Source organism: Nocardia sp. CA-119907 (genome assembly GCF_050955995.1).
Taxonomy (GTDB): Bacteria; Actinomycetota; Actinomycetes; order Mycobacteriales; family Mycobacteriaceae; genus Nocardia.
This window is the reverse complement of sequence record NZ_CP192091.1, coordinates 2,551,118-2,565,515: the sequence shown is the minus strand read 5'-3', so window position 1 is coordinate 2,565,515 and position 14,398 is coordinate 2,551,118. Positions and strand designations below refer to the sequence as shown.

14 protein-coding genes and 1 pseudogene are annotated in these 14,398 nt (G+C 66.8%); 3 read left to right on the top strand and 12 right to left on the bottom strand.

Translation table 11 applies throughout. The features are described 5' to 3' along the window. Positions 1-366 precede the first annotated feature (366 nt). The 7 genes from ACQP2D_RS11495 to ACQP2D_RS11465 all read right to left on the bottom strand — a co-directional run bounded on the left by ACQP2D_RS11495 (position 367) and on the right by ACQP2D_RS11465 (position 5,518). The gene (locus ACQP2D_RS11495; RefSeq protein WP_433683694.1) at positions 367-1,875 is read right to left on the bottom strand and encodes a YifB family Mg chelatase-like AAA ATPase; all 1,509 of its coding nucleotides are present in this window, start codon (positions 1,873-1,875) and stop codon (positions 367-369) included. Then, entirely contained in the window at positions 1,875-2,231 is a 357-nt protein-coding gene (locus tag ACQP2D_RS11490; protein ID WP_433683693.1) for a YraN family protein, read from the bottom strand. The genes ACQP2D_RS11495 and ACQP2D_RS11490 overlap by 1 nt, the downstream gene beginning before the upstream one ends. A 184-nt stretch (positions 2,232-2,415) precedes the next feature. Continuing rightward, on the bottom strand, positions 2,416-2,721 hold the full coding sequence (locus ACQP2D_RS11485; RefSeq protein WP_011210678.1) for a DUF2469 domain-containing protein: 306 nt from the start codon (positions 2,719-2,721) through the stop codon (positions 2,416-2,418). A 43-nt stretch (positions 2,722-2,764) separates the two neighbouring features. Continuing rightward, on the bottom strand, positions 2,765-3,568 hold the full coding sequence (locus ACQP2D_RS11480; RefSeq protein WP_433683692.1) for a ribonuclease HII: 804 nt from the start codon (positions 3,566-3,568) through the stop codon (positions 2,765-2,767). A 43-nt stretch (positions 3,569-3,611) separates the two neighbouring features. Then, positions 3,612-4,355, bottom strand: a complete 744-nt coding sequence (lepB, locus tag ACQP2D_RS11475; protein ID WP_433683691.1) for a signal peptidase I — start codon at positions 4,353-4,355, stop codon at positions 3,612-3,614. Positions 4,356-4,463: 108 nt separating this feature from the next. Further along, a complete protein-coding gene (gene rplS, locus ACQP2D_RS11470; RefSeq protein ID WP_011210681.1) occupies positions 4,464-4,805 on the bottom strand; it encodes a 50S ribosomal protein L19 in 342 nt (113 codons plus the stop codon). A gap of 299 nt (positions 4,806-5,104) precedes the next feature. Next, the gene (locus tag ACQP2D_RS11465; protein WP_433683690.1) at positions 5,105-5,518 is read right to left on the bottom strand and encodes a DoxX family protein; all 414 of its coding nucleotides are present in this window, start codon (positions 5,516-5,518) and stop codon (positions 5,105-5,107) included. A 116-nt stretch (positions 5,519-5,634) separates the two neighbouring features. Here ACQP2D_RS11465 and ACQP2D_RS11460 point away from each other — a divergent pair. Then, positions 5,635-5,772: pseudogene (locus ACQP2D_RS11460) on the top strand (sigma factor); the annotation flags it as partial. Between the two features lie 83 nt (positions 5,773-5,855). Further along, complete coding sequence (locus ACQP2D_RS11455) at positions 5,856-6,083, top strand: hypothetical protein (RefSeq protein WP_433683689.1); 228 nt, start codon at positions 5,856-5,858, stop codon at positions 6,081-6,083. Positions 6,084-6,151: 68 nt separating this feature from the next. Here ACQP2D_RS11455 and ACQP2D_RS11450 read toward each other — a convergent pair whose 3' ends face one another. From ACQP2D_RS11450 to ACQP2D_RS11435, 4 genes are all read right to left on the bottom strand, one after another. Then, positions 6,152-7,012: a hypothetical protein gene (locus ACQP2D_RS11450; RefSeq protein WP_433683688.1), complete on the bottom strand. Its 861-nt coding sequence runs from the start codon at positions 7,010-7,012 to the stop codon at positions 6,152-6,154. A gap of 29 nt (positions 7,013-7,041) precedes the next feature. Then, positions 7,042-9,450 (bottom strand): Tex family protein, encoded by a 2,409-nt coding sequence (locus ACQP2D_RS11445; protein WP_433685612.1) that lies wholly within the window; start codon positions 9,448-9,450, stop codon positions 7,042-7,044. 150 nt (positions 9,451-9,600) lie between these two features. After that, positions 9,601-11,247 carry an AMP-binding protein gene (locus tag ACQP2D_RS11440; RefSeq protein ID WP_433683687.1) on the bottom strand — a complete coding sequence of 549 codons (1,647 nt, stop codon included), beginning with the start codon at positions 11,245-11,247 and terminating at the stop codon, positions 9,601-9,603. Continuing rightward, complete coding sequence (locus tag ACQP2D_RS11435) at positions 11,247-13,082, bottom strand: AMP-binding protein (protein ID WP_433683686.1); 1,836 nt, start codon at positions 13,080-13,082, stop codon at positions 11,247-11,249. The genes ACQP2D_RS11440 and ACQP2D_RS11435 overlap by 1 nt, the downstream gene beginning before the upstream one ends. A 96-nt stretch (positions 13,083-13,178) precedes the next feature. Between ACQP2D_RS11435 and ACQP2D_RS11430 the strand changes: the two genes are divergently transcribed. Beyond that, the gene (locus tag ACQP2D_RS11430) at positions 13,179-14,033 is read left to right on the top strand and encodes a response regulator transcription factor (protein ID WP_433683685.1); all 855 of its coding nucleotides are present in this window, start codon (positions 13,179-13,181) and stop codon (positions 14,031-14,033) included. A 28-nt stretch (positions 14,034-14,061) separates the two neighbouring features. On the opposite strand, the gene ACQP2D_RS11425 is transcribed toward ACQP2D_RS11430, so the two are convergent. Beyond that, complete coding sequence (locus ACQP2D_RS11425; RefSeq protein WP_433683684.1) at positions 14,062-14,283, bottom strand: hypothetical protein; 222 nt, start codon at positions 14,281-14,283, stop codon at positions 14,062-14,064. Between the last annotated feature and the right edge of the window lie 115 nt (positions 14,284-14,398).

The window sequence follows — 14,398 nt, the reverse complement described above, 5'->3', positions numbered from 1 at the left end:
CTCTCCCGCCACACGCGGATCGATCGATTTGCCCGCCTCCCGGACAGCGGCCGCAGTGCCCGCCGCAACGCAGATCGATGCCACACCCGCCCACCCAGGTGCAAATACCGCATCGGCTCCCGCCGCCGATCCGCAATCCGCTCCGGGGACGCCACGGCCCGCCGTCGCCTGCCTTTGTGCGACCGACGCCCCCACCGTCCACTCCTCATTCATTGCGCACCGGCCGCGGAAGTTCAACGCCGCCAACACATCCCGCACACCAGCCCAGGCCGATGCCGCAGCAGGACGTACGCACTGCGACGACCGCTGGATCGGCCCTGTCGCACACGGCCCCAGATTCCGATGACCCCACTCCCCAACCCGCTGTCACTGTGCCCCCCGCTGTCGAAAGTTCAACGCCGCCAGTACATCCTGCGCTCCGGGACGGTCCGCGCCGCGCAGGTCGGAGATTGTCCAGGCGACGCGGATCGCGCGATCGGCGCCGCGGGCGGAGAGGCGGCCGAGGCGGAGGGCGGCCTCTACGGGGCCGGTTGCTTCGTGGGGGAGTCGGAATCGTTGGCGGAGGATGTGGCCGGGGACTTCGGCGTTGGTGGCCCAGCCGAACTCCCTCCAACGGTGTGCTGCCGCTTGCCTTGCCGCCGCGACTCGGCCGCGTACGATCTCGCTGCTCTCGGCCTCCTCGGCGGCGAACGACGCGCCCGAGTGGCCGTGCATCTGGACCCAGATATCTATGCGATCCATCAGCGGTCCGGATAGTTTGCCGAGGTATCGGCGGCGGGCGAGCGGCGGGCAGATGCAGTCGACATCGCGGGCGGGGGCGCAGGGGCAGGGGTTCGCGGCGAGCACCAGTTGGAAGCGGGCCGGATAGCGCGCCACTCCGTCGCGGCGGGCGATGCGAACTTCGCCCTCTTCCAAGGGAGTTCGCATCGCTTCCAGCACCTTGGTGCCGATCTCGGCACATTCGTCGAGGAACAGCACGCCCCGGTGGGCGCGGCTGACCGCACCCGGGCGTGCGGTCCCCGATCCGCCGCCGACCATGGCGCTGGCCGAGGTCGAATGATGGGGCGCGACGAAGGGCGGCATGGTGATCAAGGGATGGTCGTCGGAGAGCGCGCCGGCGACCGAGTGGATGGCCGTCACCTCGAGGGCTTCGGATTCGGTGAGCGGCGGCAGCAGACCCGGAAGACGTTGCGCCAACATGGTTTTGCCGATTCCGGGCGGCCCGGTGAGCAGCAGGTGATGACCGCCCGCCGCGGCCACCTCCAGCGCCCACCGAGCCTCTTCCTGGCCGACCACCTCGCTCAGATCGCCGCCGCAGCGAACGGTATCGGGCAGGATGCCATGGGGTTCGAGGAGGACGCCCTCGCCACGCAGCCACGCGACGACGGTGCGCAGGCTGGCCGCGCCGAAGACCTCGATGCCATCCACCAGCCCGGCTTCGGCCAGCGCGGATTCCGGCACGATCACCCGAGACCAGCCCGCATTGCGCGCCGCGATCACCGCGGGCAGTATGCCGCGCACGCGGCGGACCCGGCCATCGAGCGCCAATTCCCCTAGCAGTACGGTCTTTCCGAGCCGATCGGAGGGAATCGCGCCCGCCGCGTCGAGGACCGCGACCGCAAGGGCCAGATCGTAGACGCTGCCGATTTTGGGCAAGGTCGCCGGGGACAACGCCAGAATCACCCGGCCGTCCGGCCACTTCTCCCCCGTATTCGCCACCGCCGAGCGCACTCGATCGCGGGATTCCTGCAGCGCGGTGTCGGGCAGTCCGACCAGATGCACCGAGGGCAGGCCCTGTCCGATATCCGCTTCGATCTCGACCAGTTGACCGTCCACCCCGGTCACGGCGACCGAATACGCCACCCCCAGCGCCATCAGAACACGGCTTTCAGGTGGTCGATGATCGGGCGGTGGCCGCGATGCAGCAATACCGAAATGACATCGAATCGGATATTGCGCCACGGACCGTCCTGCTCGGCCAACCACACCAGGGCCAGCCGCCGTATCCGCTGCTGTTTATCGAAGGTGACCGCCTCGGCGGGCGTGCCGAACTTGGCCCCGGTCCGCGTTTTCACCTCGACGAAGGCGGTGACCTCGGCGTCCTTGGCGATCAGATCCAGTTCGCCGTATTTGCACCGCCAATTCCTGCCGATGATCTCCATCCCGGCGGCCTGCAGGAATCGTGCCGCCAGTTCTTCCCCTCGTGCGCCGAGCGCCTGGTTATCTGCCACCAGCTCATCGTGCGCGGACCGCAGCGCCGGTCAGCGGCAGCGACCTGGGCCGACAGAAAACCTGTGGATACCCGCCGAACTGTGGACAACCCGAGCAACCGGTACTCACACGCGACGTATTTGTCGGTGCCCCGTGCTATACAGCCGGATCGGCGCCTACGCGACCACCCGGCAGCGCGGGCGCTTACTCTGGCAACCGCAGATCCGGCTTTTCCAACTCCTCGATGTTCACGTCCTTGAACGTGATCACCCGGACATGCTTCACGAAGCGCGCCGGCCGGTACATATCCCATACCCAGGCGTCGCTCATGCGCACCTCGAAGTACACCTCGCCGTCGGCGTTCTGCGGCCGCAATTCGACGGAGTTGGCCAGGTAGAAGCGGCGCTCGGTCTCCACCACGTACGAGAACTGACCGACGATGTCCTTGTACTCCCGATATAGCGAGAGCTCCATCTCGGTTTCGTATTTCTCCAGGTCCTCGGCACTCATCGGGTGGGACGTCCTCCTTCTCGCCGCACTGCGTATGTTGACATCATCTCGCATGCGCCGGGTCGGTAGCCACTCGGCTATCCGGTTCGGCGCCGTCGACCAGAACCGCACCGGCCAAAACCTCATCGGCCAGTACCGCGTCGGCGTATTCGGCGGCGGCGACCGGCCGCAAACCCGCTACCTCCCGCACATTGCGCCAGGATCGGCGGTGCTCACTGCTCGGTCCGAGCCGTTCGAGCGCGGCGGTATGTTCGGGCGTGTTGTAGCCCTTGTGCGCGGCGAAACCATAGCCGGGAAAGCGCTCATCGAGTTCGACCATTATCCGGTCCCTGGTCACCTTGGCCAGAATGCTCGCCGCCGCGATGCAGGCCGCGGCCGCGTCACCGCCGATGACCGGCAGCGACGGCACCGGAATACCGGGCACGCGGAATCCGTCGGTGAGCACATACCCCGGCGTCCGCCCGAGCCCGGCGACGGCGCGGCGCATGCCTTCGATATTGGCGACATGGATGCCGATGGAGTCGATCTCCCAGGCCGGAACGACCACGACCTTCCAGGCCAGCGCCAGCCGGGTGATGACCGGGTACAGCTGCTCGCGCACCGATTCGGTGAGCTTCTTGGAATCGTCGAGTCCGGCCAGCTTGTCGTATGCCTTGGGAGCGAGCAGGCAGGCGGCGACCACCAGCGGTCCGGCGCAGGGTCCCCGCCCGGCCTCGTCGACACCCGCGACGGGTCCTAGTCCGCTGCGGATCAGCGCCGCTTCCAGAGTGCGCAATCCGCCTGCCCGACGCATGACGACCCGCGGCGGCCACCCGTTGCCCGGAGTCGCGCCCTTAACCTGTGCCACTCGACCCTGCCCCACCGTCCAATTATCCTGCGGCCCGCACCGATCAGTTCGTCTGGGGATCCTGCGCTTTCACCGGACCGATGCGGGTGGGCGGCCAGATCTTGAAGACGGTTTTACCGCGGACATTGTCGATCGGGACGGTGCCCTGCAGATTGTCACTGACGTGGGCGCGCGAGTCGGCGGACTGGTTCCGGTTATCGCCCATCACCCACAGGTTGCCCTCGGGCACCTTCACCGGGCCGAACACCCGGCCCGCGGGGTAGGTCGCATTCTGCTGTCCGGGATACCACGGGTAGTCGTTCTTGACATACGGCTCGTCCAAGGGCTTGCCGTCCACCAGGACCCGGCCCTGTGCGTCACAGCACTGCACGGTCTGGCCGCCGACGGCGATCACCCGCTTCACCAGATCGTTCTCATCCGGCGGCACGAGCCCGAAGAAGGAGAAGAAGTTCTGCACGCCGCGCACGACGACGTTGCTCGACCGGATGGACTGGTAGCGGGTATTCCACGACGGCGGACCGACGAACACCACGACATCACCGGGTTCGGGATTGCCCCAGTAATAGCTCGGCTTCTCTACATAGATGCGGTCGCCGATGAGCAGGGTCTCTTCCATCGACTGCGACGGAATGACATACGGGCGCCCGACGAAGCTGACCATCAAGGCCGCGATCACCGCGGCGATGACAATGAGGACCGGCAGTTCCTGCCAGAAGGGACGTTGCTTGCGCTTCGTGCGTCGCGAGCGACCGCCCGCACCCTCGTCGTCCGAACCGGACACAGTCATCGACCCACTTTCGTCTGCCACGCCGAACAGATTAGCCCGGCACCATGACTCACGTCCGGTGCCGGGCTACTGAAGAACTATCGTGCCGAGCTGCGTTGTGCTACAAGGTCAGCGCTTTTCCTTGATCTTGGCAGCCTTGCCGCGCAGATCGCGCAGGTAGTACAGCTTGGCCCGGCGGACATCACCGCGGGTCACGACATCGATGTGGTCGATGTTCGGGCTGTGCACCGGGAAGGTGCGCTCCACGCCGACACCGAACGACACCTTGCGGACGGTGAAGGTCTCGCGGATGCCACCGCCCTGGCGCCGGATCACGACGCCCTTGAAGACCTGGATGCGCTCCTTCGAGCCTTCGATGACCTTCACGTGCACGTTGAGCGTGTCACCCGGCCGGAAGTCGGGGACGTCGCTGCGCAGCGACTTTTCGTCGACGAAGTCAAGGGTGTTCATTTCATCCTTCTGATGTTCGCGCGAGCAGAGGACCCTGGCGGCACTGGCGTACTCGACCGGTTCATGCTCCGAATAAGGGGTGCTCCATGGGCCGAAAGCACCCAGGGCAACCTGTGCATTGTGCCAGATCGGCGGGTCACCGGAGAAATCGCCCCCGCCCTGCCTCGGCTCAGCGGATGGCCGCACGGTGCACGGCCGCCGCGAGGCGATCGTTCTCCGGGGCGCTGAACCCGAAGGCCGCGCGCCGCCGAGTGTAGCCATAGGCGTCCATCCATGATCAATTCGTCTCGGGTGCTCGGTCACGCGACCGACCGGCGGCGGAGCAGTCCCAGCCGCTGCGATGCGGCCGGGCGCAGGGCCCAGGAGGCGAGGGTGATGCCGGCGAAGCCCAGCGGTCCGAGCCATGTCTTCGGCTCGTCACCGACCGCGATATGGGAGGCGGCCGCGCCGCCGTAGACGAAGGTCAGTCCCGCGTACGCCCATTCCTCGGCGCGCGGGAAGCCCGGCACCACGATCGCGGCGACTGCGGCGGCCTTCGCGACGCCCATGATGGTCGCGAAGTACATCGGGTACTCGAGTCGCTCGAATACCTCGCGGACGTGGGAGATTCGCGCGAGATCCCAGTAGGAGCCGACCAGCGTTTCGGTCAACAGGACGCCGGTGGCGCCCAGGTAGGCAAGTCGGGCCGGGCGGGAGGTCTTTTCAAGGTTCATATCTGTGTGACGTATCGCGGCCCATGAAGGTAACGACCACGCCTGCCGACGGCCTGCGATGTCACATTCGCGGGATTCGTTCAGTCATCTCTTCGAGCGACGTCGAGGAGACCTTTGTGGACGAAAACGATTTGGCCGACCGATTCGAAGCGCATCGCCCGCACCTGATCGCGGTGGCCTATCGCATGCTCGGTTCGCTGAGCGAGGCCGAGGATGCGGTACAGGAGGGCTGGTTACGACTGTCCCGGGTCGACACGGCGGCGAATTCGAAGCCCTACTGGCCATCCTCGACCCCGACGTAGTGCTGCGCGCCGACGCCGGAGCCCTCTTCCCCGGCATGCGCGTCTTGCGCGGCGCAACCGCAATAGCCGGCCAACTCGACACCTTCCACCGCGCCGCCAACGCCACCCTCTCCCACCCAGTCCTCGTCAACGGCCACCCCGGCCTACTCAACACCATCAACGCCACCCCCATCTCGCTCCTGGCCTTCACCATCACCAACAACAAAATCACCGCCATCGACCTCCTCTCCGACCCCACCCGCCTCCCCCGAACCACCCCGTGAGAATGCGCTGGTGCGGGTAAACGTCGAGAACGCCCCTGTACCAGCGCATTCTCGTCAGGTAGAGACACTTAGTTGTGGTGGAAGTGGTCGGGCATGGGGAGGTGCCAGTGGGCGGGGGCGGGTGGGGCTGGGAGTACAGTGCGGGCCAGTTCGGCTTCGGCGGCCTCGCGGACGTGGACTACGTCGGGCTTTCCTGCGACCAGGTCTTGTACGAAGATCTTCGCTCGGATTACCGGGCGGCGGTATCGGCGTTCGCGGACGATCGCGCGGTACATCAGTCGTCGCTTGCCGGGGTAGCGCCAGCGGGCCCATGGTGCACCCGGTCTGCTCAGGCGTAGTGCGCCTACGACGAGCAGGGGTAGGAAGTACATGCCGAACAGGCCGGTCCAGATCTTGCCTTTCGCGATGACGATGGCCGCGAGCGCGAGGTTCACCACCGCGAAAACGACGATGGAGATCCGGACGCTGGGGTCACGGCGGAAGTCATTGACATCCAATAACCACAGTGGGTGGAAGCCGAGCAGTAGCAGTCCGGTCACAGCGAGCGCGACGAAGACCGCGTCGACCGAGGTGCGCCCCTGTTCCTCCCAGTACACATCGCGCAGATAGAAGATCAGCGCGAATTCGTCGAGGGTGAGGGCCGCACCGACACCGAAGGCGGCGGCGAGCAGGCTCGCGGTGAGCGTATCGGCGCTCTGGTACGTCGTGACCAACCCGATGCCGGACAACAGCACGAGGATGACCCCGAACACCATGTGGTGGATGTGCACGCCGCCGGAGCGCAGATTTCCGGGCCACCAGCGGACCTGCTTGCGGATCAACCGAACGCTGAGCCGGATCAGCAGGAACCCGACGATGAACCCGAGCAGAAAGCACAGCAGCGGCAGACGACCATGCGCGATCACATCATCTTCGAGCCACCGTCGCATGGCCGCCTACAACCTCCGCCCGTATCGCCCTACTGTCCGAAACCTGCCCGGCGCAGCGCATCCGCCATCGAACCGCTCGGCGCGGGTGCGTTGCGACGCTGGTTGCCCTGGTTGCGGCCCTGATTCTGCTGGCGCACCTGACCCTGTTGCTTACCCTGACCATTCTGCCGCTGCCCGCCGCGATCGGCTCCACCCCGACCACCCTGGCCACGGCCCCGACCGCCGTCGGCCTTGGCCGCACCCGGTTCGTCGTCCAGCCGTAGCGACAGCCCGATGCGCTGGCGCGCGACATCGACCTCGAGCACCTTCACCTTGACGACGTCGCCGGACTTCACGACCTCGCGCGGATCCTTGACGAAGTTGTGCGACATGGCCGAGACGTGCACGAGTCCGTCCTGGTGCACGCCGACATCGACGAAAGCGCCGAAGGCGGCCACATTGGTGACCACCCCCTCGAGCACCATGCCCGGCTCGAGGTCGGCGACCTTCTCCACGCCCGCCGCGAATTCGGCGGTCTTGAACTCCGGACGCGGGTCGCGGCCCGGCTTCTCGAGTTCGGTGATGATGTCGGTGACGGTCGGGATACCGAACTTCTCGTCGGTGAAATCGACGGGCTTCAGCGCGCGCAGTGTCGCGGTATTGCCGATCAGTTCCGACATGCCGCGTCCGGTCGATTCCAGGATGCGCCGCACCACCGGATAGGCCTCGGGGTGCACGGCGGAGGTGTCGAGCGGATCGTCACCGCCGCGGATGCGCAGGAAGCCCGCGCACTGTTCGAAGGCCTTCGGGCCGAGGCGCGGCACGTCCAGCAGCGCCGTGCGGCTGCGGAACGGACCGTGCTGATCACGGTGCGCCACAATGCTCTCGGCGATCGAGTTGGCGATGCCCGATACTCGCGACAGCAGCGGCACCGATGCGGTATTGACATCGACACCGACCGCGTTCACCGCATCCTCGACCACCGCGCCGAGCGAGCGGGCCAGCAGCGTTTCGGAGACATCGTGCTGGTACTGGCCGACCCCGATGGACTTCGGGTCGATCTTCACCAGCTCGGCCAGCGGGTCCTGCAGACGGCGGGCGATCGATACCGCACCGCGCAGCGAGACATCCATATCCGGTAGTTCCTGCGAGGCGTAGGCCGATGCGGAGTACACCGACGCGCCCGCCTCGGACACCACGATCTTCGTCGGCTTGTTCTCCGGAATGCGCGAGATCAGTTCGGCGGCAAGGGCATCGGTCTCGCGCGAGGCGGTGCCATTGCCGATGGCGATGAGCTCGACGCCGAACCGGGCCACCAGCGCACCGAGTACGGCAAGGGACTTCTCGGTCTGTCCCTGCGGCTTGTGCGGGTAGATGACCTCGGTGGCGACGACCTTGCCGGTCGCATCGACGACCGCGACCTTCACGCCGGTGCGGTAGCCCGGATCCAGGCCCATGGTGGCGCGGGTGCCCGCGGGTGCGGCGAGCAGCAGGTCACGCAGGTTCGCGGCGAAGACATCGACGGCGTCCTTCTCGGCCGCCTGACGCAGCCGCATGCGGGTGTCGATACCAAGGCTCACTTGAAGTTTCGTGCGCCACGCCCAGCGCACCGTGTCCAGCAGCCAGTTGTCGGCGGCCCGCCCGCGATCGGCGATAGCGAACTTCACCGCGATCCGGCCCTCGTAGACCGACCGCTCGCCCGGTTCGAGTTCCTCCGTATCCGGCTCGAGCTGTAGTTGCAGGATTTCTTCCTTCTCGCCGCGCAGCAGCGCGAGGATCCGGTGTGAGGGCAGCTTGCTGAACGGCTCACTGAACTCGAAGTAGTCGGCGAACTTCGCGCCCGCCTCCTCCTTGCCCGCGCGCACGCTCGAGCTGACCTGACCGCGGTTCCACATCAGCTCGCGCAGTTCGCCGACCAGGTCGGCGTCCTCGGCGAAACGCTCCACCAGGATGGCGCGGGCGCCGTCGAGCTGTTCGGCGGTGTACTGCGCCGGATCGGTGGTCGGATCGCCGATCAGCGCATCGGCGACCGGCTCGTGACCGGCCTCGCGGGCGATCTGCGCCTTGGTGCGCCGCTTCGGCTTGTACGGCAGGTAGATGTCCTCGAGGCGGGCCTTGGTCTCGGCCATCATCAACTGCCCGAGCAGTGCGTCGTCGAGTTTGCCCTGGCCCTTGATGGATTCGATGATGGCGCCGCGGCGCTCGTCGAGTTCGCGCAGATAGCTCAGGCGCTCGTCGAGCTGGCGGAGCTGGGCGTCATCGAGGCCACCGGTGACCTCTTTTCGGTACCGCGCGATGAAGGGCACGGTCGAGCCGGCATCCAGCAGCTCGACGGCGGCGCGGACCTGACTCTCGCGCACGCCGAGCTCATCGGCGATGCGCTGGCCCACGCTGGCCAGCACTCTGGTCGCGGCCGGTGCGGCGGCGGTCGTGTCGGTGTTCGTCGCTGAACTGGCGATCTCGGGCGCTGTCGTCACGCCCGAGACACTACCGTTGTCGCCTGACAAACGGCCCACGCCCAGGTAAACCGGTACGGGCATGCCCGAATTCCGCCGTGTCACCGTCGGTCGGGCAGGTCGAGCATGGCCCTGGACAGCTCACTCACGAAATCAGCGGTCGCTCGGTCTGCGCGCGTCCGAAGAGGCGAGCATTGCCGCAGCCAGCTCACGCATTTCAGCCTTGCGGATCTTGCCCGTGACGGTCATCGGGAATTCCTCGACGACGTGGACATAGCGCGGGATCTTGAAGTGCGCGAGCCTGCCGGTGCAGAACGCGCGGACCGCGTCGGCGTCCAATGGTGTTGTGCCGTCCTTCATTCGGATCCAGGCCATCAGCTCTTCGCCGTATTTCGGATCGGGGACGCCGATCACCTGGGCGTCGAGGATGTCCGGATGGGTGTAGAGGAACTCCTCGATCTCACGCGGGTAGATATTCTCGCCGCCACGGATCACCATGTCCTTGATCCGGCCGGTGATGGCCAGGTATCCGTCGTGGTCCATGACACCGATATCGCCGGTATGCATCCAGCGGGCGGCGTCGATGGCCTCGGCGGTCTTCTCCGCTTCGGACCAGTAGCCGAGCATCACCGAATAGCCCCGGGTGCACAGTTCACCGGGTGCACCACGCGGCACCGTCAAACCTGTTGCGGGGTCGATGATTTTGACCTCCAGGTGCGGTCCTACCCGGCCGACGGTCGCGGTGCGGCGGTCGATGCTGTCATCGCGGCGGGTTTGCGTCGATACCGGGGAGGTTTCGGTCATGCCGTAACAGATGCACACCTCGCTCATCCCCATGCGATCGATCACCCGCTTCATCACCTCGACCGGGCACGGTGATCCGGCCATGATGCCGGTGCGCAGACTGGACAGGTCGACATCGGTGCCCGAATCCAGCTCCGCGAGCATCGCGATGAACATCGTCGGCACACCGTAGAGCGAGGAACACCGCTCCGCCACGACCGCGTCCAAGGTTGCGACCGGATCGAATGAGGGTGCCGGAATCACCACGGCCGCACCATGACTGGTGCTCGCCAGGTTGCCCATGACCATGCCGAAGCAGTGGTAGAACGGCACCGGCACACAGATCCGGTCCTGTTCGGTGTAGCCGCAGAGTTCGCCGACGAAGTAGCCGTTATTGAGGATGTTGTGGTGACTGAGCGTCGCCCCCTTGGGGAAACCCGTTGTGCCGGAGGTGTATTGGATATTGATGGGGTCGTCCGTGGACAGCGTCGCGGCGATCGCCGCCAGTCGCTCGGCATCGATATCGGTCCGTGCCACCGCATCCCATTCGGGCGTGCCGAGCACCAGCACCTGTTCCAGCCCCGGACACGCCGGGCGTACCTGCTCGATCATGGCGACGTAGTCCGAGGTCTTGAATTCCGGCGCGGCGATCAGCAGACGCACACCGGCCTGGCGCACTACGTACTCCAGTTCGCTGGTGCGGTAGGCCGGGTTGATATTGACCAGGATCGCACCGAGTTTCGCGGTGGCGTACTGGGTGAGGAACCACTCCGCGCAGTTCGGCGCCCAGATGCCAACGCGGTCACCTTTGCCGATGCCATGCATCGATAGCCCGGTCGCGAGCGCGTCGATCGCGGCGGCGAGTTCGCGGTAGGTCCAGCGACGACCGGTGGGACAGTCCACCAACGCTTCTCGGTCCGCGTAGGCGGCGGCCATGCGGTCGAAGTCGTCGCCGATGGTGTCGCCGAGCAGCGGGGTTTCCGCGGTGCCGGATGCGTAACTCGGACGTGTGGACATCACCGAACCCCCTGCTGCCGCAGGATGAACCGCTGCACCTTGCCGCTGGGCGTCTTGGGCAGCGCGTCCACGAAATGCACCTTGCGTGGGTAGGCATGCGCGGCGAACTTCCGTTTCACCAGGGTCTGCAATTCGGCCTCGAGTTCGGCATTCCCCTCGAAACCGTTGCGCAGCACCACGAATGCCTCCAGCACCTCGCCACGCAGTTCATCGGGCATGCCGACCACTGCGGCCTCTACCACCCGCTCGTCCAGTACCAGCACGCTCTCGACCTCGAATGGGCCGATGCGGTATCCGGCCATGATGATGACATCGTCGTCGCGGGCCGAGAAGTGGAAGAAGCCATCCGCATCCTGTGATCCGGCATCACCGGTCAGATACCAGCGGCCGTCCGCGGTGTAGCGCTGTGCGGTGCGTTCCGGAGCGTCGAGATAGCCGATGAACCACAGCAGCGGGCTGCGTTCGGTATCGATGGCGACCCGGCCCAACTCGCCGATCGGCGCTTCGATATCGGCATCGTCGGCGAGTACCGCACAATGCCAACCCGGCATCGTGCGCCCCATCGAGCCCGGGGGTGCGTCCACCCGCAGCGCATCGTGCCAGGAATTGCAGATGAGCATGCCGTGTTCGGTCTGCCCGTAGTGGTCGCGAACCGCGACGCCGAGGGTATCGACCGACCAGGTCACCACATCGGGGGTCAGCGGTTCGCCCGCCGACGAGGCCCGCCGCAGCCGGAGATTTGTTGGGGCAGCGGCGCTATCGGCGCGCAAGGCGCGGTAGACCGTCGGCGCGGCGGTGAAATTGGTGACGCCGAACCGTTCGAGTACCCGCCAGGTCAGCGGTGCGGAAAACGCGGCGTGCAGCAGCAGACTGCGGATGCCGGAGGCCAGCGGGCTCAGAATCGCCCAGTACAGGCCGTACGCCCAACCCGGATCGGCCGCATTCCAGTAGACGTCGTCCGCGCGCACGTCGAGCGAAAACTCCTGGTACGCATGGAATGCCGCGAGCGAGCGCACCGGAATCGGCACGCCCTTCGGAGTGCCCGTAGTGCCGCTGGTGAACAGCTGGACCAGCAGCCCGTCGCCACCGACGGTCGCGGCGGCGGCTCGCGGGTCATCAGCGGAATACTGCGCGAGCAAATCCGCGAACCGCAGCGGTGTCGCCGCCGGTTCCTCGGCGTCGCGGCCCGCAGTAGGCGTAGCGTCGCCTGTCTGCGCCTCGGCGCGGCGCCCCGCAGTCACAGCAGCACCCAACCGCTCCTCGGCGGCATGCTCCGTGACTGTCGCAACGGCACCGACTCGCTCCTCGGCAGCCGAGCTCGCTATCGGCATTTCGGCCCAGTCCTGGGCTGGGACGGTCGCTGATGCGCGACCGTCCCCCGCGATGATGACCCGCCACGTCGGCTCGGCCGGGATGTCGTCACCGGGGACCAGCTTGCTCGCCTGATCCGCGTCCGCGATGACGAGCGAGGCACGGCTGGCCTCGAGGCGGAAGGCGATGGCGGGCGGGGCGAAGGCGGTGAAGAGCGGGACGTGCACCGCGCCGCGACGCCAGATGCCGAGCAGCGCCACCACCAGATCCGCGGACTTCGACATCAGCGTCGCGACTCGGGCGCCCGGCTCGACGCCGAGGTCGGCGAGGGCGGCCGCAAAGCGCTGGGAGCGTTCGCGCAGCTCACCGTAGGTGAGGTCGGTCGAGGTCAGATCGGGATCGACGACGGTGAACGCGACCTGATCGGCGGGGTGCCGGTCGCACAGCAGATCCGCCGCACTGGCGTCGGGTCGGCCGTAGGTCTCCAGTAACTCGCGCACGCGCGCGCTCAGGTCCGCAGTCATCTCGCCTCTCCTCATCGGTGATCCAGGCCACCTCGATCTCCAATAGGATGTGGGTCACATCACGTCCGGCACTACCCCCGAAAAGGGGTGAGTCTTTTGACCCACACCAGCGCCCTGCTGCGCCCGCGCGACGGCGACGCGCTGCGCTCCGAGATCCGCTGGGTGGCGACCAAGGCGGGTGTGCCGGTGGTATTCGGCGGCGAGGTGCACGACGACGCATTGCTGCTCACCGAATTCGTGGGCACCGTTACCAACGGTCTGCGCGGACTCACCGTGCTGCGCACCTCCGGACTCGGCGGCCGGGTCATGGACATGCGCCGCCCGGCCTCGGTCGCCGACTACCGCAGTGCCTCCTCGATCACCCACCACTACGACGGCCCGGTCTCCGGTGAGCGCATCCGATCGGTCGTCGCGGTCCCCGTGGTGGTCGACAACCGCTCCCGCGCGGTGCTCTACGCCGCCAACCGCGGCGGCACCCCGCTCGGCGACCGCACCGCGGATCTGGTCGTCGAGGCCAGTCGCCGCCTGGCCACCGAGATCACCATCCGCGACGAGGTCGACCGCCGCCTGCGCTTGTTGGAAATGACGATCCCCGCGCCCGATACCGCCCCCGCCGTCGCCGAGGAACTCCGCGATATCAGCGCCGAACTCCGCGGCGCGGCCCGCTCGGCCGCGGATGAACAACTCCGCGAACGCCTGCACTCGATCTGCGAACGCCTCACCCGGGTCCTGGTCGGCGCCTCGTCGCCGGACGCCCCGCGCCTATCTCGCCGCGAACTGGACGTGCTCTCCCAGATCGCGCTCGGCTGCACCAATCAGGAAGCCGCCCAACGCCTTTCCCTCGGCACGGAGACGGTCAAGAGCTATCTGCGCAACGCGATGACCAAACTGGACGCACACTCGCGCCACGAGGCCGTCGTCACCGCCCGCCGCCACGGTTTACTGCCCTGACGGGCGCTATCGCGCGCGCTCACTGTGGTCAACGCCCGCCGGTGCAAAACCCTTCGGGGGTGTACTGGCAGGGACGCTCGCCGCGCCCTTTGTACTGGCCATGGTTGCTGCTGCGGCCGCGCTGGCCCTCGCGGTCGGAGTCGCGGTCATACGTGTCCCGATCGGCGGCGGCTCTGATCACAATAAGTTCTGGCGCACCAAGATCCGATACGACCATCATCGCGCCGCCGATGAGGGTCGAGGCCACCACTCGACGCACCGTCCCGAGCCCCGTTACTGTCCGCACAGCCACCTACCCGTCGTTTAACGTACCGTTAGTTAACGATACATTCATTGACGGATTGATATCCGCACATTCGGAGATT

Bases quoted from the DNA above. Each gene is read 5' to 3' on its own strand.
- ACQP2D_RS11455 (WP_433683689.1), top strand. From the start codon at position 5,856: ATGCGCGTCTTGCGCGGCGCAACCGCAATAGCCGGCCAACTCGACACC.
- rplS (WP_011210681.1), bottom strand. From the start codon at position 4,805: ATGAACACCCTTGACTTCGTCGACGAAAAGTCGCTGCGCAGCGACGTC.
- ACQP2D_RS11450 (WP_433683688.1), bottom strand. From the start codon at position 7,012: ATGCGACGGTGGCTCGAAGATGATGTGATCGCGCATGGTCGTCTGCCG.
- ACQP2D_RS11465 (WP_433683690.1), bottom strand. From the start codon at position 5,518: ATGAACCTTGAAAAGACCTCCCGCCCGGCCCGACTTGCCTACCTGGGC.
- lepB (WP_433683691.1), bottom strand. From the start codon at position 4,355: ATGACTGTGTCCGGTTCGGACGACGAGGGTGCGGGCGGTCGCTCGCGA.
- ACQP2D_RS11485 (WP_011210678.1), bottom strand. From the start codon at position 2,721: ATGAGTGCCGAGGACCTGGAGAAATACGAAACCGAGATGGAGCTCTCG.
- ACQP2D_RS11435 (WP_433683686.1), bottom strand. From the start codon at position 13,082: ATGACTGCGGACCTGAGCGCGCGCGTGCGCGAGTTACTGGAGACCTAC.
- ACQP2D_RS11495 (WP_433683694.1), bottom strand. From the start codon at position 1,875: ATGGCGCTGGGGGTGGCGTATTCGGTCGCCGTGACCGGGGTGGACGGT.
- ACQP2D_RS11440 (WP_433683687.1), bottom strand. From the start codon at position 11,247: ATGTCCACACGTCCGAGTTACGCATCCGGCACCGCGGAAACCCCGCTG.